Here is a 23435-nt window from a genome sequence, read left to right as displayed (position 1 = left end):
GCCGTGTCCTTCGCGGGGACCGCCGTCGTCCCGCCCCTCGGGCAACCGAGGGTGCGGCGGTCCCCGCGCATCTGCCTATGCGGCGGACCGGCGCCGGAAGCGCTTGTTGGCGTGGATGAAGTTCACGCCCACGATCCCGGCCCAGGCGACCAGAAGACCGCTGAAGTGCGCCTGCGCGGCGGCGATGGCCGACAGCGGGACCGCCAGCACCAGCGTGATGATCGCGAAGCCGAAGCGTTCGCCGAAGTTCCCGTCCGCCGACGAGGCGGCGGGGCGGGTGTCGCCGCGGGCCGCGGACAGGCGTTCCTCCGCGAGGCGCCGTCGGACCTGGGTGTCGACCTTCTCGACGAACGAGTCCACCAGCGCGGCCTCGTACTCCGGACCCAGCTCCCGCCGGGCGTCCAGCGTGGCGTCGAGTTCCTTCTTCAGCTCTTGGGCGTGGGCGTCCATACCCCCACCGTAGGAAGCGCCGCGGGCCCCGGCACTGGGGCTAGCCCCCGTATCCGCCGTGTCCGCCCCATCCGCATCGCGGGCGCGGCTTGCCGTGCTGCATAACCACATGCAGAGTGCTCGGTGACTGAATGGATCGACGGGGACGGAGGGGACGGGAATGAGCGACAGCCCGGCCGCGCGGCTGCAGAAGCTGTTCGAGGGGCACCGGCTGACGCCGACGCAGCGGCGCATCGCGCACTGCATGGTCCGCGGGGCGGCGGAGGTGCCCTTCCTGTCGAGCGTCGAGCTCGCCGAGCTGGCCGGGGTGAGCCAGCCGTCGGTGACCCGGTTCGCGGTGGCCCTGGGCTTCGACGGATATCCCGCACTGCGCCGGCACCTGCGCGAGGTGGCTCCCGCCGAGCGGGTCGAGGCCGCGCAGGGGGACGCGTACAACGAGTACCAGCAGGCCGTCCTGGGCGAGATCGAGAACCTGCGGCAGCTGGCGGAGATGCTCGCCGATCCCGCGCCGGTGGAGGAGGCGGGGCGGCTGCTCGCCGCGTCGGCCCCGCTGCCGGTGCTCGGGCTGCGGGCGGCGTCGTCGCAGGCGCGCGGGTTCGCGTACTTCGCCGCCAAGGTGCACCCGGACGTACGCCTCCTCGACGAGGGCGGCTCGATGCTCGCCGACCGCATCGACGCGGCCGCCGGCGCGGGGGCCTCGGCGCTGCTGTGCTTCGCGCTGCCGCGCCACCCCCGGGAGGTGGCGGAGGCGCTGGAGCACGCGCGGGCGGCCGGGCTGACCGTGGTGACGGTCGCCGAATCGCCCTTCGCGCCGGTGGCCCGCCACTCGGACCTGCTGATCCCGGCGCCCGTCGGGACGGGGCTGGCCTTCGACACGGCGTGCGCGCCGATGCTGTTGGGGCGGGTCCTGCTGGAGGCGATGGCGGACGCCCTCCCGGACGCACAGGCCCGCCTGGAGGCCTTCGACGCGCGGGCGGCGGCGCGGGGGCTGTTCGTGGAGTAGGGGCGTGGCGGGGCCGCATGCCCCGTGCCGCCCAGGAACCACCCTGGTCGTCGTTCCTGCCCTCGCCCGAGCGGCCTTGGTGGCGGTGGCCGCCGGTGCCGGTCAGCGGTCTCCGTCGCCCCGGTCACACCAGCGCGTCCCGCTCACCGCCCCCCGCCTCCGCCACGATCGATGCCGCCGACTGGGCCGGGCGGGCCAGGGCGAAACGGACCGTGCCCCCGGGCATCGTGGTGAAGCCGTGGACCGCCGGGCGCGGAAGGCTGTTGTAGCCGTAGTGGGCCGTGAAGAAGTACGCGCCCGTGTCCGGGACCGCCACCAGGTCCCCCGGAGCCAGTTCCGGCAGTTCCCGGGCCGTCGCCAGCAGGTCGCCCGCGAAGCACGCCGGGCCCGCGATGTCCTGGGCGACGGGCGGGCCCGTCTTCGGGGTGCCCTTCGCGTCGTACGGCAGGATCCGCAGCGGCCACGCCGCCGGTGCGTAGACCGTACGGGTCGCCAGCTGGACCCCGGCGTGCGTGAGGGCGATCGGGCGGCCCCCGGTGGCCTTCGTGTACTCGACCCGGGAGAGCACCAGCCCGTGCTTGGCCAGCAGGGACCTGCCGAACTCCGTCACCAGGCCGTAGCGGCCCGAGAAGAGCGCCGGGGCGGCCTCGCGGAGGGCCGCCACGTACTGCGCGTACGTCGGGGTCTCGGCGTCCGACGCGAAGTTCACCGGCAGGCCCCCGCCGATGTCGAGGGTGTCGACCTGGCGGCGGCCGGCCGCCGCGTTGATCTCCTCCGCCAGGCAGTGGAGGACGCGGACCCCCTCCGCGATCAGGGGCAGGGGCACGCCCTGGGAGCCCGAGTGGGTGTGCAGCCGGGTCAGCCACGGCCGGTCCAGGAAGGCCCGGACGAGCCACTCGCGCGCCCCGGGGTCCCGCAGCGCGATCCCGAACTTCGACGTCGCGGTGGCCGTGGAGAGGGCGTCGATCGTGCCCGCGCCCGTCTGCGGGTTGATCCGGATCCCCAGAGGGGCCGCCGTGGGGGCTTCGGCGACCAGCGCGTCCAGGCGTTCCAGTTCCTCCGGGTTGTCGGCGTTGACGGCGATCCCGAGCGCCAGCGCCTCGCGCAGCTCGGCCACGGTCTTGGCGGGGGAGTCCAGCACGGTCCGCTCCGGCTGCACCCCGGCCGCCCGGGCCAGCGCCAGCTCGCCGGGGCTCGCGACCTCGCAGCCGAGGCCGCCGTCCGCGAGCAGCCGCAGCACCGGCACGAGCGGGCACGCCTTCACCGCGAAGGCGTGCAGGACGGGGGTGCCGGGCGCCACCGCGGCTGCGAAGGCGCTGGTCAGGGCGGCGACGGAGGAGCGGATCCCGGTCACGTCCAGCAGGCAGACCAGGGGCTCCGCGGCATCCGTCCCGCCCACCAGACCCTGCTCGACCGCGGCCCGTACGGCCAGGTCCCGGCGCGCCGCGGCGCCCGCCGCGCCCGCCGCCGTGTGCGTCTCGACAGCCATGTCCGTCAGCCAATCACCCGGCGGGTCGGCCCGCAGCTGTTGACTGAATCTATTCAGGGAGTCAGGATGTGAATAGATTGACCAACATCGGAGGAGGCAACGCCATGTCAGGACCCCGCCCCGTACGTGCCGCGCGAGGCAGCGAGCTCAGCACCCTGGGATGGCAGCAGGAGGCCGCGCTGCGGATGCTCCAGAACAACCTCGACCCCGAGGTCGCCGAGCACCCCGACAAGCTCGTCGTCTACGGCGGCACCGGCAAGGCCGCCCGCGACTGGCGCTCGTACGACGCCATGGTCCGCACCCTCCAGACCCTCAAGCAGGACGAGACGATGCTCGTCCAGTCCGGCCGCCCGGTCGGCGTGATGCAGACCCACGAGTGGGCGCCGCGCGTCCTGCTCGCCAACTCCAACCTGGTGGGCGACTGGGCCAACTGGGAGGAGTTCCGCCGCCTGGAGCACCTCGGCCTCACCATGTACGGCCAGATGACGGCCGGCTCGTGGATCTACATCGGCACCCAGGGCATCCTCCAGGGCACCTACGAGACCTTCGCGGCCGTCGCGGCCAAGAAGTTCGACGGCACCCTCGCCGGCACCATCACCCTGACCGCCGGCCTCGGCGGCATGGGCGGCGCCCAGCCCCTGGCCGTGACGATGAACGACGGCGTCGCCATCTGCATCGACGTCGACCCGCGCGCCATCGACCGCCGCATCGAGCACCGCTACCTGGACGTCAAGGCCGACAACCTCCGCCACGCCCTCCAGCTGGCCGTCGAGGCCCGCGACGCCCGCAAGCCCCTCTCCATCGGCCTCCTCGGCAACGCCGCCGAGCTGCTCCCGCAGATGCTGGCCGAGGGCGCGCCCATCGACATCGTGACCGACCAGACCTCGGCCCACGACCCGCTCGCGTACCTCCCCGTCGGCGTCGACTTCGACGACATGGCCGCCTACGCCGCCAAGGACCCGGCCGGCTTCACCACCCGCGCCCGCGAGTCCATGGCCCGGCACGTCGAGGCCATGGTCGGCTTCATGGACGCCGGCGCCGAGGTCTTCGACTACGGCAACTCCATCCGCGGCGAGGCCCAGCTGGCCGGCTACGACCGCGCCTTCGCCTTCCCCGGCTTCGTCCCCGCCTACATCCGACCGCTGTTCTGCGAGGGCAAGGGCCCCTTCCGCTGGGCGGCGCTGTCCGGCGAGGCCTCGGACATCCACAAGACCGACAAGGCGATGCTGGAGCTCTTCCCCGAGAACGAGTCCCTGCACCGCTGGATCAAGATGGCGGGCGAGCGCGTCCACTTCCAGGGCCTGCCCGCGCGCATCTGCTGGCTCGGCTACGGCGAGCGCGACAAGGCCGGCGAGCGCTTCAACGAGATGGTCGCCGACGGCACCCTCGCCGCCCCGCTGGTCATCGGCCGCGACCACCTCGACTGCGGCTCGGTGGCCTCCCCGTACCGCGAGACCGAGGCCATGCTCGACGGCTCGGACGCCATCGCCGACTGGCCGCTGCTCAACGCCATGGTCAATGTCGCCTCCGGCGCCTCCTGGGTCTCGATCCACCACGGCGGCGGCGTCGGCATGGGCCGCTCCATCCACGCCGGCCAGGTCACCGTCGCCGACGGCACCAAGCTCGCCGGCGAGAAGATCCGCCGCGTCCTCACCAACGACCCGGGCATGGGCGTCATCCGCCACGTCGACGCCGGCTACGACATCGCGGAGTCGGTCGCCGACGAGCGCGGCGTGCGGGTCCCGATGCGCGAGGGCGACTCCGCGTGACCTTCCACGAGATGTGGGCCGAGCTCGCACCCGTCGGCCGCCACGCCGACAGCGGCGGGTACCGCCGCTACGCCTGGAGCGGGGCCGACGCCGACTGCCGGACCTGGTTCCAGGAGCAGGCCGAGGCGCGCGGGCTGACGTACGAGACCGACCGCAACGGCAACCAGTGGGCCTGGCTCGGCGACCCCCTCGCGGGGGACGCCGTGGTCACCGGCTCGCACCTGGACTCCGTCCCCGACGGCGGGGCCTTCGACGGCCCCCTCGGGGTGGTGTCCTCCTTCGCGGCCCTGGACGAACTCCGCAGCAGGGGAGCGGAGTTCTCCAGGCCGCTGGCCATCACCAACTTCGGTGACGAGGAAGGGGCCCGCTTCGGCCTCGCCTGCGTCGGCTCCCGGCTCGCCGCCGGGCAGCTGACCAAGGAGAAGGCGTACGAGCTCCGCGACGCCGACGGCATCGGCCTGCCCCAGGCCATGGAGGCCGCCGGCTACGACCCCGAGGCCATCGGGGCCGACCCCGAACGGCTCGCCCGCATCGGCGCCTTCGTCGAGCTCCACGTGGAACAGGGCCGGGCCCTGGACCTGAGCGGGGACCGTGTCGGCATCGCCTCCGCGATCTGGCCGCACGGCCGCTGGCGGTTCGACTTCCGCGGCGAGGCCAACCACGCCGGCACCACCCGGCTGGTCGACCGCCGCGACCCCATGCTCACCTACGCGGCGACCGTCCTCGCGGCCCGCACCGAGGCGGCCCTCGCCGGGGCCGTCGCCACCTTCGGGAAGATCTCCGTCGAGCCCAACGGGGTCAACGCCATCCCCTCCCTCGTGCGCGGCTGGCTCGACTCCCGGGCCGCCGACCAGGCCACCCTCGACACGGTCGTGACCGCCATCGAGAAGGCCGCCCGGGAGCGCGCCGAACAGGACGGCATCGACCTCGGCATCGTCCGGGAGTCCTTCACCCCGGTCGTCGAGTTCGAGCACGCCCTGCGCGACGAGATGAACCGGATCCTGGGCGGGTCCGTCCCCGTCCTCGGCACCGGCGCGGGACACGACGCCGGAATCCTCTCCGCGGCCGTCCCGACCGCGATGCTGTTCGTACGGAACCCCACCGGCGTCTCCCACTCCCCGCGGGAGTTCGCCGCCGAGGACGACTGCGTGGCCGGCGTCCTCGCCCTCGCCGACGTACTGGAAGGCCTGGCATGTCGTTGACGACGTACTGGCTGGAGCACGCCTGGCTCGGCACCCACGTCGAGCCGGGCATCGCCCTGGAGGTCACGGCCGACGGCCGGATCGGCGCCCTGCGCACCGGGGTCGAGGCCCCGCCCCCGGGCGCGGAGGTCCTGCGCGGCCTGACGGTCCCGGGCCTGGCGAACGCGCACAGCCACGCCTTCCACCGGGCCCTGCGCTCCACCGTCCAGATCGGCTCCGGCACCTTCTGGACCTGGCGCGACCTCATGTACAAGGTCGCCCAGAACCTCACCCCCGACAGCTACTTCGCGCTCGCCCGCGCCGTGTACGCCGAGATGGCGCTCGCCGGCATCACCAACGTCGGCGAGTTCCACTACGTCCACCACGCCCCGGGCGGCGCCCCGTACGCCGACCCCAACGCCATGGGCGAGGCCCTGATCGAGGCCGCCGCCGCGGCCGGCATCCGGATCACCCTCCTCGACACGGCCTACCTCTCCGCCGGCTTCGGCGAGGCGCCGAACCCGCACCAGCGGCGCTTCTCCGACGGCACGGCCGAGGCCTGGGCCGAGCGCGCCTCCGCCCTCAAGCCCCGCGCGCACGCCCTGATCGGCGCGGCGATCCACTCGGTGCGCGCCGTGCCCGCCGACCAGCTGGCCACCGTCGCCGGCTGGGCCGCAGAGCGCGAGGCTCCGCTGCACGTCCACCTCTCCGAGCAGACCGCCGAGAACGACGCCTGCCACAGCGCCCACGGCGTCACCCCGACCCGGCTCCTCGCCGACCACGGGGTGCTCGGCCCGCGCACCACCGGCGTCCACAACACCCACCTCACCGACGCGGACATCGCGCTGCTGGGCGCCACCACCACCGGCACCTGCATGTGCCCCACCACGGAACGGGACCTCGCCGACGGCATCGGCCCCGCGACCCGCCTCCAGCAGGCGGGCAGCCCGCTGTCGCTCGGCAGCGACAGCCACGCCGTGATCGACCTGCTGGAGGAGGCCCGCGCGATGGAGCTCAACGAGCGCCTGCGCAGCCGTACCCGGGGGCACTGGACGGCGAACGCCCTGCTCACCGCCGCCACCGCCGACGGCCATGCGGCGCTCGGACTGGCCGACGCGGGCCGCCTCGAGGCGGGCGCGCTCGCGGACTTCACCACGATCGCCCTGGACTCCGTCCGCACGGCGGGTACGCCGACCCGGCTGGGCGCGGAGACGGCCGTCTTCGCCGCCACCGCCGCCGACGTCCGCCACACGGTGGTCGGCGGCCGCCACGTCGTCCGCGACGGCGCCCACGCTCTCGTCGAAGACGTCCCGTCCGCCCTGTCCGAAGCGATCGCGGCCCTCCGCGCCTGACGTTGCCGCCTGCGGCGGGCTTCCCCCACCCCGCCCTTTCTCCGTTTCCCGGAGCTCCGGGAAACGGAGAAAGGGCGGGGTGGGGGACAACCAGCTCTGAGAGGAACCCAGTGACCACCACCACCGCCATCACCAACATCGGCAGCCTCGTCACCAACGACCCGTCGGTCGGCGACGGTTCACCTCTCGGTCTGATCGAGAACGCGGCGGTCGTCATCGACGGCGGCAAGATCGCCTGGGTCGGCCCGGCGGCACAGGCCCCGGCCGCCGACGAGCGCTTCGACGCGCAGGGCCGGGCCCTGATCCCCGGCTTCGTCGACAGCCACAGCCACCTCGTCTTCGCCGGCGACCGCACCCAGGAGTTCAACGCCCGGATGTCCGGCCGCGCCTACTCCGCCGGAGGCATCCGCACCACCGTCGCCGCCACCCGCGCCGCCACCGACGCCGAGCTGGAGGCCAACCTGGTGCGCCACCTCGACGAGGCCCGCCGCCAGGGCACCACCACCTTCGAGACCAAGTCCGGCTACGGCCTCACCGTCGCCGACGAGGCCCGCGCCCTGCGCATCGCCGCCGCGCACACCGAGGAGGTCACCTACCTCGGCGCGCACATCGTCTCCCCCGACTACGCCGAGGACCCGGCCGCGTACGTGGACCTCGTCACCGGCGAGATGCTGGCGGCCTGCGCCCCGTACGCCCGCTGGGTGGACGTCTTCTGCGAGAAGGGCGCCTTCGACGGCGACCAGGCCCGCGCGATCCTCACCGCCGGCGCCGCCGCCGGCCTGATCCCGCGCGTGCACGCCAACCAGCTGTCCTACGGTCCCGGCGTCCAGCTGGCCGTGGAGCTGGAGGCCGCCTCCGCCGACCACTGCACCCACCTGACCGACGCCGACGTGGACGCCCTCGCCCAGGCCGCCTCGACCACGGTCGCCACGCTGCTGCCCGGCGCCGAGTTCTCCACCCGCGCGGTGTGGCCCGACGCCCGCCGCCTGATCGACGCGGGCGCCACCGTCGCCCTGTCCACGGACTGCAACCCCGGCTCCTCCTACACGAGCTCCATGCCGTTCTGCATCGCGCTCGCCGTCCGCGACATGCGGATGACCCCCGACGAGGCCCTGTGGTCGGCCACCGCCGGCGGAGCCCGCGCCCTGCGCCGCGCGGACATCGGCACCGTGACCCCCGGAGCCCGCGCCGACCTGGCCCTGCTGGACGCCCCGAGCCACGTCCACCTCGCCTACCGCCCGGGCGTTCCGCTCGTCTCGGCCGTCTGGCAGCGGGGTCACCGGGTGCACTGACGAACGGTCAATCCGGGGCCGTCCTTTGTCTTCCCTCCGTAGGACCCCGGGCGTACCTTGAGCCACCCATCTGATGTGTCGTCAGTTATTTGTGGCCCGAGGGGAAGACGAAGGTGTCCGACCGCACACGCTCCACCGCGCTCGCGCTGGCCTCCGCGCTGGCCGGATCGGCGGTCCTGCTGGCCGCCCCCGCAGCCCATGCCGCCGTCGTCGACGTGGCCTACGACTGCAAGACCCCGATCGGGGACAAGTCGGCGATCTCGCCCATCGAGATCAAGGCGGTCAAGGACGGCGAGGCGTACAAGCTGACGATGTCCTTCCAGAAGGGCGTCTCGTCCAGCCCCATCGAACTGGGCAAGGGCGCGATGAGCCCGAGCGCCGTCGTCCTCGTCGACGGCGCCGAGAAGGTGTCCGTCCCGGTCTCCGGTCCGCCCAACTCCGAGGCCGTGCCCGCCGACACCCCCATCAAGATCACCGACCTCTCGGGCACCTACACGCCCGGGAAGAGCGGCAAGGTCACCTTCACCGCCGGTGTGCTCACCATCAAGGCGATGGGCACCACGACCACCTGCACCCCCGGCAACAGCCCCGGCCCGTCCCTGGAGCTCGACGTCACGGCCGCCGGCGGCTCGGGCGAGGAGACCCTCCCGCAGACCGGGCCCACCGACTCCGCCCTCGCCCTCGGCACCCTCGGCGCCACCGTGCTGCTCTCCGGCGCCGCCGGCGTGCTCTGGCTGACCCGGCGCGGCCGGCGGGCCCGGTCCTGAACGGAGCGCCCCCGGCCATGTCCGTGCTCCACATCCCCCACGTCCCCAGCGATTCCGCCGCCCCCCGGGCCCCCCGGGCCCCCCGCGTCCGCCGCGTCCGCCGGCGCGCCGGCCTGCTGCTGCTCGCCGCCACGCTCTGCACGGCGCTCGCGCCGCCCGCGTACGGCGCGAGCGCCGACGAGCCGGGCTGGACCGCCGAGCCCGCCGCGGGCCAGGCCGTCCCCCGCGCCGGCGACCGGCCGCCGGCCGCGCGCCCGTACTTCTACATGGCGGGCACCGCCGGCACCGTGCTGGAGGACCGCCTCGCCCTGGCCAACACCACCGACCAGGAGCACACCGTCACCCTGCGCGGGGCCGACGCCTACAACACCGCCGACGGGGCCTTCGCCGTGCGCCCCGCCGACGGATCCACCGGCGCCGGCGCCTGGATCAGCTTCGGCGCCGGGACCACCGTGAGGATCCCGCCCCACACCCGGGCCGTGGTCCCCTTCACCATCACCGTGCCGCCCTCGTCACCGCCCGGCGACCACCCCGCCGCCGTGGTCGCCACCGAGGCCGGCCGCGAGGTGGGCGTACGGGTCCACCTGCGGGTCGGCGGCCCCGCCCTGGCGGCCCTCACCGTCGAGGACGTCGCCGTACGGGGCCGGGGCGGGGCCGCGGTCGTCGCGTACACCCTGGTCAACCGGGGCAACGTCGCCCTCGCCCCCGAGCTGTCGCTGCGCGCCGAGGGCCGTTTCGGCGAGGTCCCGGGCCGCGGCGCCCGCGCCCTGCCGGTGGAGCTGCTCCCGGGCCAGCGGGTCCGGCTGACCGAACCCTGGCCCGGCGCCCCGGTCCTCGACCAGGTCCGCGTCACCGTCGCCGTCACCGCCCCCGGCGGCGCCCGGGCCGAGGGGAGCGCGTCCGCCTGGTTCCTGCCGTGGCGGGCCGCAGGCTGGACGGTCCTGGGCCTGCTCGCCCTCGGCGCGACCACGGGGGCCGCGCTGTTCCTCGTACGGGGCCGGCGCACCCGGCGGGACCCGCCCGCAGCCGAGCGGCCCGGCGAGACGCCCGGGCGTCCCGGCCCGACCCCTGCACCGGAACACGAACTGACGGGAGCGTCCAGGTGAGCGCCATGGTCGGCGGCACGGTCCGCGGCAAGGCCGGCCGCATCGTCCGGTCCCTCCTGGCGGGGCTGGCGGTGTGCGCCCTCGCACTGCTCCCCGCGGCCCCGGCCGCGGCCGACGAGGGCGGACCCACCGTCGCCCTCTCCCTCCAGGAGGCCGCCAAGGGCACCGACATCACCGTCACCGGCACCGGCTGGCGGGCCAGGACGCTGGTGATGCTGCTGGTCTGCGGGCAGAACATGATCGGCGGCACCAACAGCTGCGCCAACGCCGACGGCGCCGCCGTCTCCGTCGCCGACGACGGGCGCTTCACCGCCCGGCTGGCCGTGGTCGCGCCGCCCAGACCCTGCCCCTGCGTCGTCAACGTCACCTCCGTCAACGGCGACCAGTCCACCGTCGCGGCCCCCCTGAAGATCACCGACCATCCGGTGGCCGAACTGCCCGCCGAATCCGGCACGGCCCGCCTCGCGATGCTCACCGGGGTCCGGCTGGAGGGCGAGGACGGGGTGCTGACCTGGTTCGGCGCCCCGCCGAGCCGGAAGTTCAAGGTCACCGTCGGCAATCTCGGCTCGGCCCCGGTCAAGGACCCGGTGTTCCAGCTCGGCACCGCCCACGGGGTGTTCGCCCCGCTGTGGGAGGAGACCCGCTGGAAGGGCACCATCGCGCCGGGCGGCAAGGCGGAGATCGCGCTCGACGTCGCCCTCACCGCCGGCGCCCACGGCGACTACACGATCTCCCTCAAGTACGGCGAGACCGTGGTGGCCACCCAGCCCTGGGGCGTGGACCGCCCGTACGGGGTGCTGCTCTTCTGGGGCCTGCTCCTGCTGGTGATCCCGGCCGCGGTCTTCCGCGTCGGCATGGCCGTCGTCGACCGGGTCCGGCCGCGCGCCGTGCCCGCGGCGGGCCGCCACCGGGGCGCGGGCCCCGCCGAGGCGGCAACGGCCGTGACGGCCCGGCTGCCTCGGATCCCGGCCCTGCGCCCGGCCGGACCGGCCCGTTCCGAGCCGCCCGCGGAGCCCCCTTCGACCACCACGGCGGTCCTGCCGTGGTTCACCCCGGACAGCGCGCCGGAGACAGCACCACAGACGTCCGCACCGTCTGAGAACCGTTCGACGACGAAGGGACCATTGTGAAGACCCAACGGAGGGTGAGCGCGGCCGTGGTCGCGCTGCTGCTCGGCGGCGCGGGCATCGCCATCACGGCTTCTCCCGCCCAGGCCGCGGAGACCACGTTCAACGTCAAATGCGTTCCTCCGGCCGGCGGCGGCAGCCCCGTGGAGGGGGAGACCACCGCCAAGGTCACCGCTCCGACCTCGGCGAAGGTCGGCGACGAGGTCGACGTGTCCTGGGAGACGGTGAAGCCGGCCTCGAACAACACCGACCTGATGGACATCCCGCAGGATGCGGTCCAGCCCACCGGCTGGATCACCGTGAGTGGCGGTGGCGGTGAGCTGAAGGTCGTCGGGGAGAAGAAGAACCCGCCGATCCCGAAGAAGGCGCCCATGCAGATGTCGGTGATGAAGGGCAAGCTGAAGCTGACCAAGGCCGGGAAGATCACGCTGACTCCCGGCAAGTACGACGTGGCGGTCACCTTCTCCTTCGGCACGTTCGTCACCAAGTGCGCGCCGACCGGGGCCGTGGGCGTCGGGGCCACCATCGACGTGTCGGCCGGCTCCAGCGGCGGTACGACGACAGGTGGTGCGACCACGGGTGGCACGACCACGGGCGGTGCGACCACGGGCGGTGCGACCACCGGGGGCACGACCACCGGGGGCACGACCACGGGTGGCACGACCACCGGCGGCTCCACCACCGGCGGCGGAGGCGGCCAGACCGACTTCCCGGGCAAGGCGGTCGAGGTGGCCTTCGACTGCGGGCCGGTCGTCCCGGGCGGCATCAAGACCCCGGTCACCATCAACGCGAAGAAGAACGGCGGCAGCTACGACCTCACGGTCAAGACGGCCAAGGGCGCGATGGCGGCGCCCATGGCCCTGCCCGCGGGAGCCCTCAAGCCCTCGATGGACGTGAAGCTCGGCGGGGCGGACAGCGGCACGGTCAAGGTCTCCGGCCCGGCCAACGCCGAGCCGATCCCGGACAAGGCCCCGGTCAGCCTCAGCGACATGACCGGCACCTACAAGCCCGGCAAGTCCGGCAAGGTGACGCTGAGCCCCGACCAGCTGACCATCGACGTCACGATGGCCCCCGGCTCCACCCCGATCAACGTCCCCTGCAAGGCCACGAGCAGCGGCGTCTCGCTGGAGCTGGACACCGCCGCCCAGCCGGGCGGCTCCGGGTCCTCGACGGCCTCCGGCGGCAGCACCTCGGGCGGCGGCCTCGCCGAGACCGGCGCGGAGGACGAGGGCGGCATCAAGGCCCTGGCCCTGGTCGCCGGCACGGTGATCCTGCTCGGCGCAGCGGTGTTCACCTTCACCCCGTGGCGCCGCCTGCGCGGCACCCGCTGACACGCGAACGGCCCGGCACACCTTCCGGTGTGCCGGGCCGTTGCGTGGTGCGGGGCGCGAGCGTCAGCCCTTGGCACCCATCAGCTCGTTGACCTTCGTGCGGTACATGAAGATCGCGAGGCCGGCGAGCACGGCGGCGACCGCCTGGAAGAGGATCACCCCGACGCCGTTCAGCTGGACGTCGGCCAGGCCCATCAGACCGGTGACGCAGTCACCGGCGGTGACGGCGAGGAACCAGACACCCATCATCTGGGAGCCGTACTTCTGCGGCGCCATCTTCGTCGTGACCGACAGGCCGACGGGCGACAGGCACAGCTCGGCGAGCGTGTGCATCAGGAAGATGAGCACCAGCCACCACATGGTGACCTTGGTGTCGTTGCCGGCGGTCTGGCTCAGCGGCAGGGCGAAGACGAAGAACGAGGCGCCGACGATGATCAGGGCCACCGAGAACTTCACGATGGTGCTGGGCTCGCGGTTGCGGCGGGCCAGGGCCACCCACACGGCGGCGAAGACCGGGGCCAGGGCCACCACGAACAGCGGGTTCAGCGACTGGAAGATGACGGTGGGGACTTCCCAGCCGAACAGGGCGCGCTCGGAGTTCTTGTCACCGAACAGCGAGAGCGTCGAACCGCCCTGGTCGTAGATCATCCAGAAGACGGCGGCGGCCACGAAGAACCAGATGTAGGCGCTCATCCGGGTCTGCTCGACGGTCGACAGGTCCTTGTCCCGCTTGATGCGCACGAGGACGGCGACGGGGATGAGCAGACCGGCGACGGTGATCGGGTACAGCGCCCACTTGATGGTGTACATGTCGGCGGCGACCACGGCGGCGTAGAAGACGGCGACGACGGCCAGGACGGCGAGCGCCTTGACGATCACGGCTTTGCGCTCGGCGGGGCTCAGCGGGTTCGGGACGAGGCTGCTCTTCGGGCTCAGCGTGCGGCCGGCGAGCAGGTAGACCACGAGGCCGATGCCCATGCCGACGGCGGCCAGCGCGAAGCCGAGGTGCCAGTTCACGAGCTCGCCGACCATGCCGATGCCGATCGGCGCGAGCAGGGCACCCACGTTGATGCCGATGTAGAAGATCGTGAAGCCGCTGTCCCGGCGCGGGTCGTCCACACCCCGGTACAGGTGGCCGACCATCGTGGAGATGTTGGCCTTCAGCAGACCGGAGCCGACCGCGACCAGCAGCAGACCGACGAAGAACGCGATCTGGCCGGGCAGCGCGAGCGACACGTGGCCCGCCATGATCACGCCACCGGCGATGGCGACCGTCTTGCGGGCGCCCCAGACGCGGTCACCGAACCAGCCGCCGGGCATGGCCATCAGGTACACCATGGCCACGTAGACGGAGTAGATCGCCGTGGCCGTCGCCGCAGTGAAGCCGAGGCCACCGCCCTGGCTGCCGGTCGCGGCGTCGACACCGCCGGAGACCAGGTACAGGACGAGAAGCGCACGCATGCCGTAGTAGGAGAAGCGCTCCCACATCTCGGTCATGAACAGCGTGGCCAGGCCGATCGGGTGGCCGAAGAGGGTCTTCTCGTGAGCGGGGCTCTGAGAAGCCGTCGTCAGGCTGGAAGCCATGGTCGATCCTTGCTTGCTCGGGACGCTTGGCTTCGTGAGCTCATCCGCGCCCGGTGGGGGGTGGCCGGCACCGGCGACGGATCTCCCACCCCACGCCTCGGGGTCTCGCCCCCCATGGGGTTGGGGGCGAAGAGAGCATCCGTAACCGGGATCCACGCCCGCTCCCGCACCTTCGCGCGAGGGGGCCCGGCCCACAGGTCATTCACTGTCATCAAGCCCGGACAGGTGAGTCCCATAAAGACTGGCCTGTCCGGTCAGGACAGAAATAGAGACCCTTGGCGCGTTTTTCGGCACAAAGGTCCCTGAGGTAGTGCATCAGGCGTCTCGCCACCATACGACACGACACTGCGGCATATGAAAGGACTTGAGAGATGGATCACAGGTGCGGCGGGAACCGTTCGACCATATTCGAAGGCGCTTAGTAGTTCATAAGCGCAGATAGACAGGGGTGTGCAGGGAGGCCTCTCGATCCGGTCGCCGCGCACTACCATCACCCACATGACGCGTGTACTGCTCGCCGAGGACGACGCATCCATCTCGGAACCCCTGGCCCGTGCCCTGCGCCGGGAGGGGTACGAGGTCGAGGTCCGGGAGGACGGCCCCACCGCCCTGGACGCGGGACTGCAGGGCGGCGTCGACCTCGTCGTCCTCGACCTGGGCCTGCCGGGCATGGACGGGCTGGAGGTCGCCCGGCGGCTGCGTGCCGAGGGCCACGGCTTTCCCATCCTGGTCCTCACCGCCCGCGCGGACGAGGTCGACACGGTCGTCGGCCTGGACGCCGGCGCCGACGACTACGTGACCAAGCCCTTCCGGCTGGCCGAGCTGCTCGCCCGGGTGCGGGCCCTGCTCCGCCGCGGCGCCAACGAGGCCGCCCAGGCCCCCGCCACCCACGGCGTGCGGATCGACGTCGAATCGCACCGCGCCTGGATGGGGGAGGAGGAGCTGCAGCTCACGGCGAAGGAGTTCGACCTGCTGCGCGTCCTGGTCCGCGACGCCGGCCGGGTCGTCACCCGCGACCAGCTCATGCGCGAGGTCTGGGACACCACCTGGTGGTCCTCCACCAAGACGCTCGACATGCACATCTCCTGGCTGCGCAAGAAGCTGGGCGACGACGCCGCGAACCCCCGCTACATCGCCACCGTCCGAGGCGTCGGCTTCCGCTTCGAGAAGAGCTGAGCCCGGGGCCGGCCCGGCACCGGCCCCCTCCTGCCCCCTCCGGGCCCGCCCGGAGCCCGCTCCGGCCCGCCCCGGACCGGCGCCGGGGCAGGTTCCCGCTAGGGCATGCTCTAAGGCATGCGCCGCCGCCTCATCAACTCCACGCTCGCCGTGGTGCTCGTCGTGATCGCCGTCTTCGGCGTCTCCCTCGTCATCGTGGAGACCCGGACCATCACCAGCAGCGCCCAGGACCGCATCGAGTCCGAGGCGCTGCGGCTGGTGGGCATCGTCGAGGCGAACGTCCTGGAGCACAAGCCGATCGACCCGGTCGCCCTCGCCGAGCAGCTCGACGTCGGGCACTACGCCCGCATCACCGTCCCCGGCCAGCGGGCCGTGGAGGTCGGCGCACCGATCCCCGACAGCGTCATCCGCGGCACGGCGCGCGGCGAAACGGGCGAGGTCGTGACCGTCGAGGAGTCCCGCTCCACGGTCACCAAGGAGGTCGGGCGGACCCTCGCCGTCGTGGGCGCGGTGGCGCTGCTGGCCGTCGTGGCCGCCGTACTGCTCGCCGTACGCCAGGCGAACCGGCTGGCCTCCCCGCTCACCGACCTCGCCGAGACCGCGGAACGCCTCGGATCGGGCGATCCGCGCCCCCGGCACAAGCGGTACGGGGTCCCCGAGCTGGACCGCGTCGCCGACGTGCTGGACTCCAGCGCCGAACGGATCGGCCGGATGCTGACCGCCGAGCGGCGCCTCGCCGCCGACGCCTCGCACCAGCTGCGCACCCCCCTCACCGCCCTGTCCATGCGGCTGGAGGAGATCACGGTCACCGACGACCTGGACACCGTGCGGGAGGAGGCGACGATCGCCCTCACCCAGGTGGAACGGCTCACGGACGTGGTGCAGCGGCTGCTCACGAACTCGCGCGACCCGCGGACCGGCTCCGCGGTCCCCTTCGACCTCGACGAGGTCGTCAAACAGCAGGTGGAGGAGTGGCGGCCGGCCTACCGCAGCGCGGGGCGGGCCATCGTGCGCTCCGGGAAGCAGGGCGTACGCGCCGTCGGCACCCCGGGCGCGGTCTCGCAGGTGCTGGCCACGCTGGTGGAGAACGCGCTGATGCACGGTGGCGGCACGGTCGCGCTGCGTACGCGCGTGATCGGCAACCAGGCGGTGCTGGAGGTCACGGACGAGGGGCCGGGGGTCCCGCCGGACCTCGGCAACCGGATCTTCGAGCGGGCCATCAGCGGCCGCAACTCCACCGGGATCGGCCTCGCGGTCGCCCGGGACCTCGCGGAGGCGGACGGGGGACGCCTCGAACTGCTCCAGACGCAGCCGCCGGTGTTCGCGCTGTTCCTGAGCCGGACGGCGCCGGAACGCGTCGAGCCCGAGGCCACCGTGCGCTAGGTCGTCGGGCGCGCCCGGCGCCCACCCGTTCTCCCTAGTTGGTCGCGGGCGCCGGCTCCGGCCGCCGCTCCGGCCTGGGCACCGTCGCCGCCACGGGCTCCGGCTCGGGCCCGGCGGTCTCGGGCAGGGCCTTGAAGACCCAGGTCCGGTACGACCAGAAGCGGAACACGGTGGCGGTGCCGATGCCGATGAACTTGAAGACGTTGCTGGCCACCGAGCCGTCCCAGCCGAAGCCGTAGGTGGCGGTGTACAGCACACCGTTCTCGATGACCAGGCCGATGGCGCTGAACGCGGCGAAGAGGGCCAGCTCGCGCGTACGGCCGCTCTTGGCGCGGTCCCGGTAGGCGAAGTAGCGGAAGCCCAGGTAGTTCGTGGCGATGGCCACCACGGTGGCTATCACGCTCGCCCGTACCACCTGCAGGTCGGTCGTGTGCCGGATCAGGTTGAAGACACCCAGGTTGACCAGCACACCCAGACCACCGACCGCCCCGAACTTGGCGACCTCTCGCACGAGACCGCGTACGCGTTCGAGAACAGATCCGTTCCCCGGCGTGCTCATCAGTAGGTTCAGTCCCTGTCGGTCACCGCCCCGCGAAGGACGTCCGGTCTTCTGCGTCAACCCGCCCATCGTAAGTGTCCCCCCACAGCCCCGTCTGTGCCTTCGGACACCGTGCGACGCACGGCACACCGACGCTTACGGGCCAGGGCACGTCCGGATGGCGGAATACCGGCGGATACCCTGGAGGAGTGACGTTCCCGGTAGTCGGCATGGTCGGCGGCGGTCAGCTCGCCCGCATGACCCACGAGGCGGGTATCCCCCTCGGCATCAGATTCAAGCTCCTCAGTGACACCCCACAGGACTCGGCGGCCCAGGTCGTGAGCGATGTCGTCATCGGCGACTATCGCGACCTGGAGACGTTGCGTGCCTTCGCGCGCGGCTGTGACGTGATCACTTTCGACCACGAACACGTACCCATGGAGCACCTGCGGGCCCTGGAAGCGGACGGCATCGCCGTCCGCCCGGGGCCCGACGCGTTGGTGCACGCCCAGGACAAGGGGGTGATGCGCGCCAAGCTCGACGAGATCGGCGCGCCGAGCCCCCGCCACCGGATCGTGAGCGATCCGGCGGACGTGGCGGCCTTCGCGGACGAGGTCGGCGGGTTCCCCGTCATCCTCAAGACCGTGCGCGGTGGGTACGACGGAAAGGGCGTGTGGTTCGTCCGTACCCCGCAGGACGCCGAGGCCCCGTTCAAGGCGGGCGTCCCGGTCCTCGCGGAGGAGAAGGTCGATTTCGTCCGCGAGCTCGCGGCGAACATCGTCCGCTCCCCGCACGGCCAGGCGGTGGCCTACCCCGTCGTCGAGTCCCGCCAGGTGGACGGGGTCTGCGACACGGTGATCGCCCCCGCCCCGGACCTCTCGGAGGCCCTCGCCGGCGAGGCCCAGACCCTCGCCCTGCGCATCGCCAAGGAACTCGGCGTGACCGGCCACCTGGCCGTGGAACTGTTCGAGACCACCGACGGCCGGATCCTGGTCAACGAACTGGCGATGCGCCCGCACAACAGCGGCCACTGGACCCAGGACGGTGCCGTCACCTCCCAGTTCGCCAACCACGTCCGCGCGGTCCTGGACCTCCCCCTGGGCGACCCCCGCCCCCGGGCCCGCTGGACGGTCATGGCGAACGTGCTGGGCGGGGACTACCCCGACATGTACGCGGCGTACCTGCACTGCATGGCCCACGACCCCCAGCTGAAGATCCACATGTACGGCAAGGACGTGAAACACGGCCGCAAGGTCGGCCACGTCAACACCTACGGCGACGACCTGGACGATGTGCTGGAGCGCGCACGCCACGCTGCCGACTACCTCAGAGGAACGGTCACCGAATGAGCACCTCCACCGCCGCCCCCCTCATCGGCATCGTCATGGGATCCGATTCGGACTGGCCCGTCATGGAGGCGGCCGCGCAGGCCCTCGACGAGTTCGAGATCCCCTACGAGGTCGACGTCGTCTCCGCGCACCGGATGCCGCGCGAGATGATCGCGTACGGGGAGCAGGCCGCCGACCGCGGTCTGAAGGCGATCATCGCGGGCGCGGGCGGGGCCGCCCACCTGCCCGGCATGCTCGCCTCGGTCACGCCGCTGCCCGTCATCGGCGTGCCGGTGCCGCTGAAGTACCTCGACGGCATGGACTCGCTGATGTCGATCGTCCAGATGCCGGCCGGGGTGCCCGTCGCCACCGTCTCGGTCGCCGGCGCGCGCAACGCGGGGCTGCTGGCCGTACGGATGCTCGCCGCGCACGACAAGGACCTCCTGGCCCGGATGCGCGACTTCCAGCAGGAGCTGAACGACCAGGCCACCGAGAAGGGCAAGCGGCTGCGTACGAAGGTCGCGAACGCGGAGTCCTTCGGGTTCGGCAAGTGAGCGCGGCGCAGCGTCTGGACGAGGCGCGCGAGCTGCTGGCCGAGCACCCCGTGGTGGACGGCCACAACGACCTGCCCTGGGCGCTGCGCGAGCAGGTGCGCTACGACCTGGCGCGACGGGACATCGCGGGCGACCAGTCCGCCCACCTGCACACCGACATCCCGCGGCTGCGCGCCGGCGGGGTCGGCGCGCAGTTCTGGTCCGTGTACGTCCGCTCCGACTACGCCGGCGACGAGGCGGTCAGCGCGACGCTGGAGCAGATCGACCTCGTCGCCCAGCTGATCGACCGTTACCCCGGCGACCTCGTGCGGGCGCTGACGGCGGACGACATGGAGGCGGCCCGCGCCGACGGCCGGATCGCCTCCCTGATGGGCGCCGAGGGCGGCCACTCCATCAACAACTCGCTCGCCACGCTGCGCGCCCTGCACCGGCTGGGCGTGCGGTACATGACGCTCACGCACAACGACACGATCGACTGGGCGGACTCGGCGACCGACGAGCCCCGGCACGGCGGCCTGACCGACTTCGGCCGCGAGGTCGTCCGCGAGATGAACCGCGTCGGCATGCTGGTGGACCTCTCGCACGTCGCCGCGACGACCATGCGGGACGCGCTCGCGGTCTCGGCCGCGCCGGTGGTCTTCTCGCACTCCTCGGCGCGGGCGGTCTGCGACCACCCGCGCAACATCCCCGACGACGTGCTGGCGCTGCTGCCGGCGAACGGCGGCGTGGCGATGGCCACCTTCGTCCCGAAGTTCGTCCTCCCGGCGGCCGTCGAGTGGACGCTGGCCGCGGACGAGAACCTGCGGGCGCACGGCTTCCACCACCTCGACACCTCCCCCGAGGCGATGGCCCTGCACCGGGCCTTCGAGGCGGAGCGCCCGCGCCCGGTGGCCACGGCCGCCACGGTCGCCGACCACCTGGACCACATGCGCGAGGTCGCCGGGGTCGACCACATCGGGATCGGCGGCGACTACGACGGCACGGCCTTCACGCCGTCCGGTCTGGACGACGTGGCCGGCTACCCCAACCTGGTCGCCGAGCTGCTGGCGCGCGGCTGGTCCAAGGCCGACCTGGCGAAGCTGACGTGGTCCAACGCGGTACGGGTGCTGCGCGACGCGGAGGCAGTGGCACGGGACCTCTCCGCGTCCCGGGGCCCGTCTAACGCGGTGATCTAGAAGCGGCGCGGCGGATGTGGTGATCGGGTGTGACCTGCGGATTCACCCGAACGCCACATCCGCCGGGCGTCCCGCCCGTCCCCCATGTCACGGTGGCACCGTCCCATCTCTCCCTGCTGCCGCCGAGACCGGAGCGAACGCCATGGCCGACCTGCAGGACGAACCCCACTCCGTGGGCATCGGAGCCGAAGACCTCCCCGCACCCGAAGTGCCGGCGGGCGCCCTCGACAGGGCCGTCGCGCTGCTGTCCGTGCACCCCGTGGCGGACGGGTGCAACACGCTCGTCTGGACCCTGCGCCAGAGCCCCTACCACGACATCGACACCCCCGACGTCAACGTCGACACCGACATCCCGCGGCTGCGCGCCGGGGGAGTGGGGGCCCAGTTCTGGTCCCTGCTCGTACCGCAGGGCCGCCCCCGCGGGGACATGACCGGTGACCAGGTGGTCTCCGACACCCTGGAACAGATCGACGTGGCGCTGGCCCTGATCCGCCGTTATCCCGACAGCCTCCGCCTGGCGCTCAGCGCCGACGACATGGCGGACGCCCACAACCGCGGCCGCATCGCCTCGTTCCTGGGCCCCGTGCCCGGCCGTACGCTGACCGACTCGCTGGGCGCGCTGCGCGCCTTCCACACGCTGGGCGTACGGATCCTCGCGCCCGCGGGAGCGCCCTGGGCGCAGGACGAACTGACGGCCTTCGGCCACGAGGTGGTCCGGGAGGCGAACCGGCTGGCGATGATCCTGGACGTCAACGGCTGCCCGCCGGTGGTCGCCTGCCAGATCGCGGGCGCGTCAAAGTCCCCGACGATCATCTCGAACACGGCGGCGGCCGCGCTGAACCCGCATCCGGGGAACGTGTCCGACGAGGTGCTGCTCGCGCTGGGCGAGGCGAACGGCCTGGCGATGGTCACCTTCGACGCCGCCCGCACCGGGGACTCCCTGCACGCGGTGGCGGACCACCTCGACCACGTACGGGCGGTCGCGGGCCCGCAGAGCGTCGGCCTCGGCGCCGCCTTCGGCACCGAACCCCAAGGCTCCCGCCCGGCCGGTCTGACCGACCCCTCGGGCTACCCGCGACTGATCGCGGAACTGTTGGAGCGGGGCTGGCCGGAAGCCGACCTGGCCCTCCTGACCTGGGGCAACACCCTCCGCGTGGTCCGCGACGCGGAGTTCACCTCCCGCCGCTCGACCCGCTGACAGCCCCGCCGGGCCAAACCGGCCCCGCCGGCGTTCGAGGCGCGGGGGCCCGGGGGCAGAGCCCCCTGGGGGTCTCCCCGGACGGAGTCCGGGGGAGGCGCCGCACCCGGGATGCGGCGGTGTCGGGCACGCCCGCCGAGCAACCCCGCAGGGGTCAGGCGCGCGGCCGGCCCATCGCCCGGTACGTCCATCCGGCGGCGCGCCACCGCACGGGGTCCAGCGCGTTGCGGCCGTCCAGCACGAGCCGGTCCGTCACCACGCCCGCGAGTTCCGCGGGGTCGAGGTCGCGGAACTCGCGCCACTCGGTCAGGTGGAGGACGACCTCCGCCCCCCGGGCCGCCGCCAGCGCGGAGTCCGCGTACCCGAGGGTCGGGAAGACGCGCCGGGCGTTGTCCATGCCCTTGGGGTCGTAGACGGTGACCTGCCCGCCCTGAAGGTGGATCTGTCCGGCCACGTTCAGCGCGGGCGAGTCGCGCACGTCGTCCGAGTCGGGCTTGAAGGTGGCGCCGAGCACCGCGACGCGCTTGCCGAGGAACGAGCCGCCCACGGCCTCCCGCGCCAGCTCGACCATGTGTCCGCGCCGCCGCATGTTGATGGAGTCGACCTCGCGCAGGAAGGTCAGCGCCTGGTCGGCGCCCAGCTCGCCGGCGCGTGCCATGAAGGCCCGGATGTCCTTGGGCAGGCAGCCGCCGCCGAAGCCGATCCCGGCGCGCAGGAACTTCGCGCCGATCCGCTCGTCGTAACCGATGGCCTCCGCCAGCTTCACCACGTCGCCGCCGGCGGCCTCGCAGACCTCCGCCATCGCGTTGATGAAGGAGATCTTCGTCGCGAGGAAGGAGTTGGCGGCGGTCTTGACCAGCTCGGCGGTCGGGAAGTCCGTGACGACCAGCGGGGTCCCCTCCGACATCGGCGTCTCGTACACCTCGCGCAGCAGCTTCTCGCCGCGCTCGCCGTGGACGCCGATCACGATCCGGTCGGGGTGCAGGGTGTCCTGCACCGCGAAGCCCTCCCGCAGGAACTCCGGGTTCCAGGCGAGCTCCACGTCCTCGCCCGCCGGGGACAGCTCGGTCAGCTTCGCCGCGAGCCGCTCCGCCGAGCCCACCGGCACGGTGGACTTGCCGACGACCAGGACCGGCCGGGTCAGGTGCGGGGCCAGCGAGGCCATCGCGGAGTCGACGTAGGACATGTCGCAGGCGTACTCGCCGTGCTTCTGCGGCGTGTTCACGCAGACGAAGTGGACGTCGCCGAACTCCCCGACCTCCTCGAAGGAGGTGGTGAACCGCAGCCGGCCGGTCGAGCCCGGCAGCCCGGCCACGTGCTTGGCCAGCAGTTCCTCCAGCCCGGGCTCGTACATCGGCACCCGGCCGGACGCCAGCATCTCGATCTTCTCGGGCACCACGTCCAGGCCCAGCACCTCGAACCCCAGCTCCGCCATCGCCGCGGCGTGGGTCGCGCCGAGGTATCCGGTGCCGATCACTGTGATCCTGAGGGGGGCCATGGGTGCTCCAGAGGTGCGGGGCCGTTTGCGGCCACTGAGCATAGTCGGGCCCACCGGCGGGGACGTTCCCCAGGAGGCGGCCGCTGTCGACACCGCTGTCACGCAACTCACGTAGGCCGTCCATATCGCCATCC

The 23435-nt window shown here is 72.9% G+C and carries 20 protein-coding genes; 15 read left to right on the top strand and 5 right to left on the bottom strand.

Annotated elements, in window-relative coordinates:
- Positions 1-75 precede the first annotated feature (75 nt).
- On the bottom strand, positions 76-450 hold the full coding sequence (locus ACFYP3_RS16630; RefSeq protein ID WP_388832343.1) for a hypothetical protein: 375 nt from the start codon (positions 448-450) through the stop codon (positions 76-78).
- Positions 451-610: 160 nt separating this feature from the next.
- Here ACFYP3_RS16630 and ACFYP3_RS16625 point away from each other — a divergent pair, with 160 nt between their 5' ends.
- A complete protein-coding gene (locus ACFYP3_RS16625; RefSeq protein WP_388832340.1) occupies positions 611-1453 on the top strand; it encodes a MurR/RpiR family transcriptional regulator in 843 nt (280 codons plus the stop codon).
- 124 nt (positions 1454-1577) lie between these two features.
- Here ACFYP3_RS16625 and ACFYP3_RS16620 read toward each other — a convergent pair whose 3' ends face one another.
- Entirely contained in the window at positions 1578-2942 is a 1365-nt protein-coding gene (locus ACFYP3_RS16620) for a diaminopimelate decarboxylase (protein ID WP_388832337.1), read from the bottom strand.
- A gap of 104 nt (positions 2943-3046) precedes the next feature.
- Between ACFYP3_RS16620 and hutU the strand changes: the two genes are divergently transcribed.
- From hutU to ACFYP3_RS16580, 8 genes are all read left to right on the top strand, one after another.
- Positions 3047-4711 (top strand): urocanate hydratase, encoded by a 1665-nt coding sequence (hutU, locus tag ACFYP3_RS16615; RefSeq protein WP_388832334.1) that lies wholly within the window; start codon positions 3047-3049, stop codon positions 4709-4711.
- Positions 4712-4722: 11 nt separating this feature from the next.
- On the top strand, positions 4723-5913 hold the full coding sequence (locus ACFYP3_RS16610; protein WP_388832633.1) for an allantoate amidohydrolase: 1191 nt from the start codon (positions 4723-4725) through the stop codon (positions 5911-5913).
- Positions 5904-7244: a formimidoylglutamate deiminase gene (locus ACFYP3_RS16605; protein ID WP_388832331.1), complete on the top strand. Its 1341-nt coding sequence runs from the start codon at positions 5904-5906 to the stop codon at positions 7242-7244. The genes ACFYP3_RS16610 and ACFYP3_RS16605 overlap by 10 nt, the downstream gene beginning before the upstream one ends.
- A gap of 110 nt (positions 7245-7354) precedes the next feature.
- The gene (gene hutI, locus ACFYP3_RS16600; RefSeq protein WP_388832328.1) at positions 7355-8536 is read left to right on the top strand and encodes an imidazolonepropionase; all 1182 of its coding nucleotides are present in this window, start codon (positions 7355-7357) and stop codon (positions 8534-8536) included.
- A 113-nt stretch (positions 8537-8649) separates the two neighbouring features.
- On the top strand, positions 8650-9303 hold the full coding sequence (locus ACFYP3_RS16595) for an LPXTG cell wall anchor domain-containing protein (protein WP_388832325.1): 654 nt from the start codon (positions 8650-8652) through the stop codon (positions 9301-9303).
- Positions 9304-9320: 17 nt separating this feature from the next.
- The gene (locus ACFYP3_RS16590; protein ID WP_388832321.1) at positions 9321-10409 is read left to right on the top strand and encodes a hypothetical protein; all 1089 of its coding nucleotides are present in this window, start codon (positions 9321-9323) and stop codon (positions 10407-10409) included.
- Between the two features lie 5 nt (positions 10410-10414).
- Positions 10415-11539, top strand: a complete 1125-nt coding sequence (locus tag ACFYP3_RS16585; RefSeq protein WP_388832631.1) for a hypothetical protein — start codon at positions 10415-10417, stop codon at positions 11537-11539.
- Between the two features lie 14 nt (positions 11540-11553).
- On the top strand, positions 11554-12867 hold the full coding sequence (locus ACFYP3_RS16580) for a hypothetical protein (protein ID WP_388832318.1): 1314 nt from the start codon (positions 11554-11556) through the stop codon (positions 12865-12867).
- 63 nt (positions 12868-12930) lie between these two features.
- Here ACFYP3_RS16580 and ACFYP3_RS16575 read toward each other — a convergent pair whose 3' ends face one another.
- Positions 12931-14451, bottom strand: coding sequence for a peptide MFS transporter (locus tag ACFYP3_RS16575; RefSeq protein WP_388832315.1), 1521 nt, complete (start codon positions 14449-14451; stop codon positions 12931-12933).
- Positions 14452-14949: 498 nt separating this feature from the next.
- On the opposite strand from ACFYP3_RS16575, the gene ACFYP3_RS16570 reads away from it, so the two are divergent.
- Positions 14950-15627: a response regulator transcription factor gene (locus ACFYP3_RS16570; RefSeq protein WP_030296931.1), complete on the top strand. Its 678-nt coding sequence runs from the start codon at positions 14950-14952 to the stop codon at positions 15625-15627.
- Positions 15628-15744: 117 nt separating this feature from the next.
- Entirely contained in the window at positions 15745-17010 is a 1266-nt protein-coding gene (locus tag ACFYP3_RS16565) for an ATP-binding protein (RefSeq protein WP_388832311.1), read from the top strand.
- Between the two features lie 34 nt (positions 17011-17044).
- Here ACFYP3_RS16565 and ACFYP3_RS16560 read toward each other — a convergent pair whose 3' ends face one another.
- Entirely contained in the window at positions 17045-17569 is a 525-nt protein-coding gene (locus tag ACFYP3_RS16560) for a GtrA family protein (RefSeq protein WP_388832308.1), read from the bottom strand.
- Between the two features lie 188 nt (positions 17570-17757).
- Here ACFYP3_RS16560 and ACFYP3_RS16555 point away from each other — a divergent pair, with 188 nt between their 5' ends.
- The 4 genes from ACFYP3_RS16555 to ACFYP3_RS16540 all read left to right on the top strand — a co-directional run bounded on the left by ACFYP3_RS16555 (position 17758) and on the right by ACFYP3_RS16540 (position 21803).
- On the top strand, positions 17758-18897 hold the full coding sequence (locus ACFYP3_RS16555) for a 5-(carboxyamino)imidazole ribonucleotide synthase (RefSeq protein WP_388832305.1): 1140 nt from the start codon (positions 17758-17760) through the stop codon (positions 18895-18897).
- Positions 18894-19430, top strand: coding sequence for a 5-(carboxyamino)imidazole ribonucleotide mutase (purE, locus tag ACFYP3_RS16550; protein WP_388832302.1), 537 nt, complete (start codon positions 18894-18896; stop codon positions 19428-19430). Before ACFYP3_RS16555 ends, purE begins: the two co-directional genes overlap by 4 nt.
- Complete coding sequence (locus ACFYP3_RS16545) at positions 19427-20605, top strand: dipeptidase (protein WP_388832299.1); 1179 nt, start codon at positions 19427-19429, stop codon at positions 20603-20605. The genes purE and ACFYP3_RS16545 overlap by 4 nt, the downstream gene beginning before the upstream one ends.
- Before the next feature lie 142 nt (positions 20606-20747).
- On the top strand, positions 20748-21803 hold the full coding sequence (locus ACFYP3_RS16540; protein ID WP_388832296.1) for a membrane dipeptidase: 1056 nt from the start codon (positions 20748-20750) through the stop codon (positions 21801-21803).
- Positions 21804-21957: 154 nt separating this feature from the next.
- On the opposite strand, the gene ACFYP3_RS16535 is transcribed toward ACFYP3_RS16540, so the two are convergent.
- Positions 21958-23301: a UDP-glucose dehydrogenase family protein gene (locus ACFYP3_RS16535; RefSeq protein ID WP_388832293.1), complete on the bottom strand. Its 1344-nt coding sequence runs from the start codon at positions 23299-23301 to the stop codon at positions 21958-21960.
- Between the last annotated feature and the right edge of the window lie 134 nt (positions 23302-23435).

Source organism: Streptomyces sp. NPDC005533, from assembly GCF_042871845.1.
Classification (GTDB): domain Bacteria; phylum Actinomycetota; class Actinomycetes; order Streptomycetales; family Streptomycetaceae; genus Streptomyces.
The sequence above is the reverse complement of the archived record's forward strand: the minus strand, read 5'-3'. Positions and strand labels throughout refer to the sequence as shown.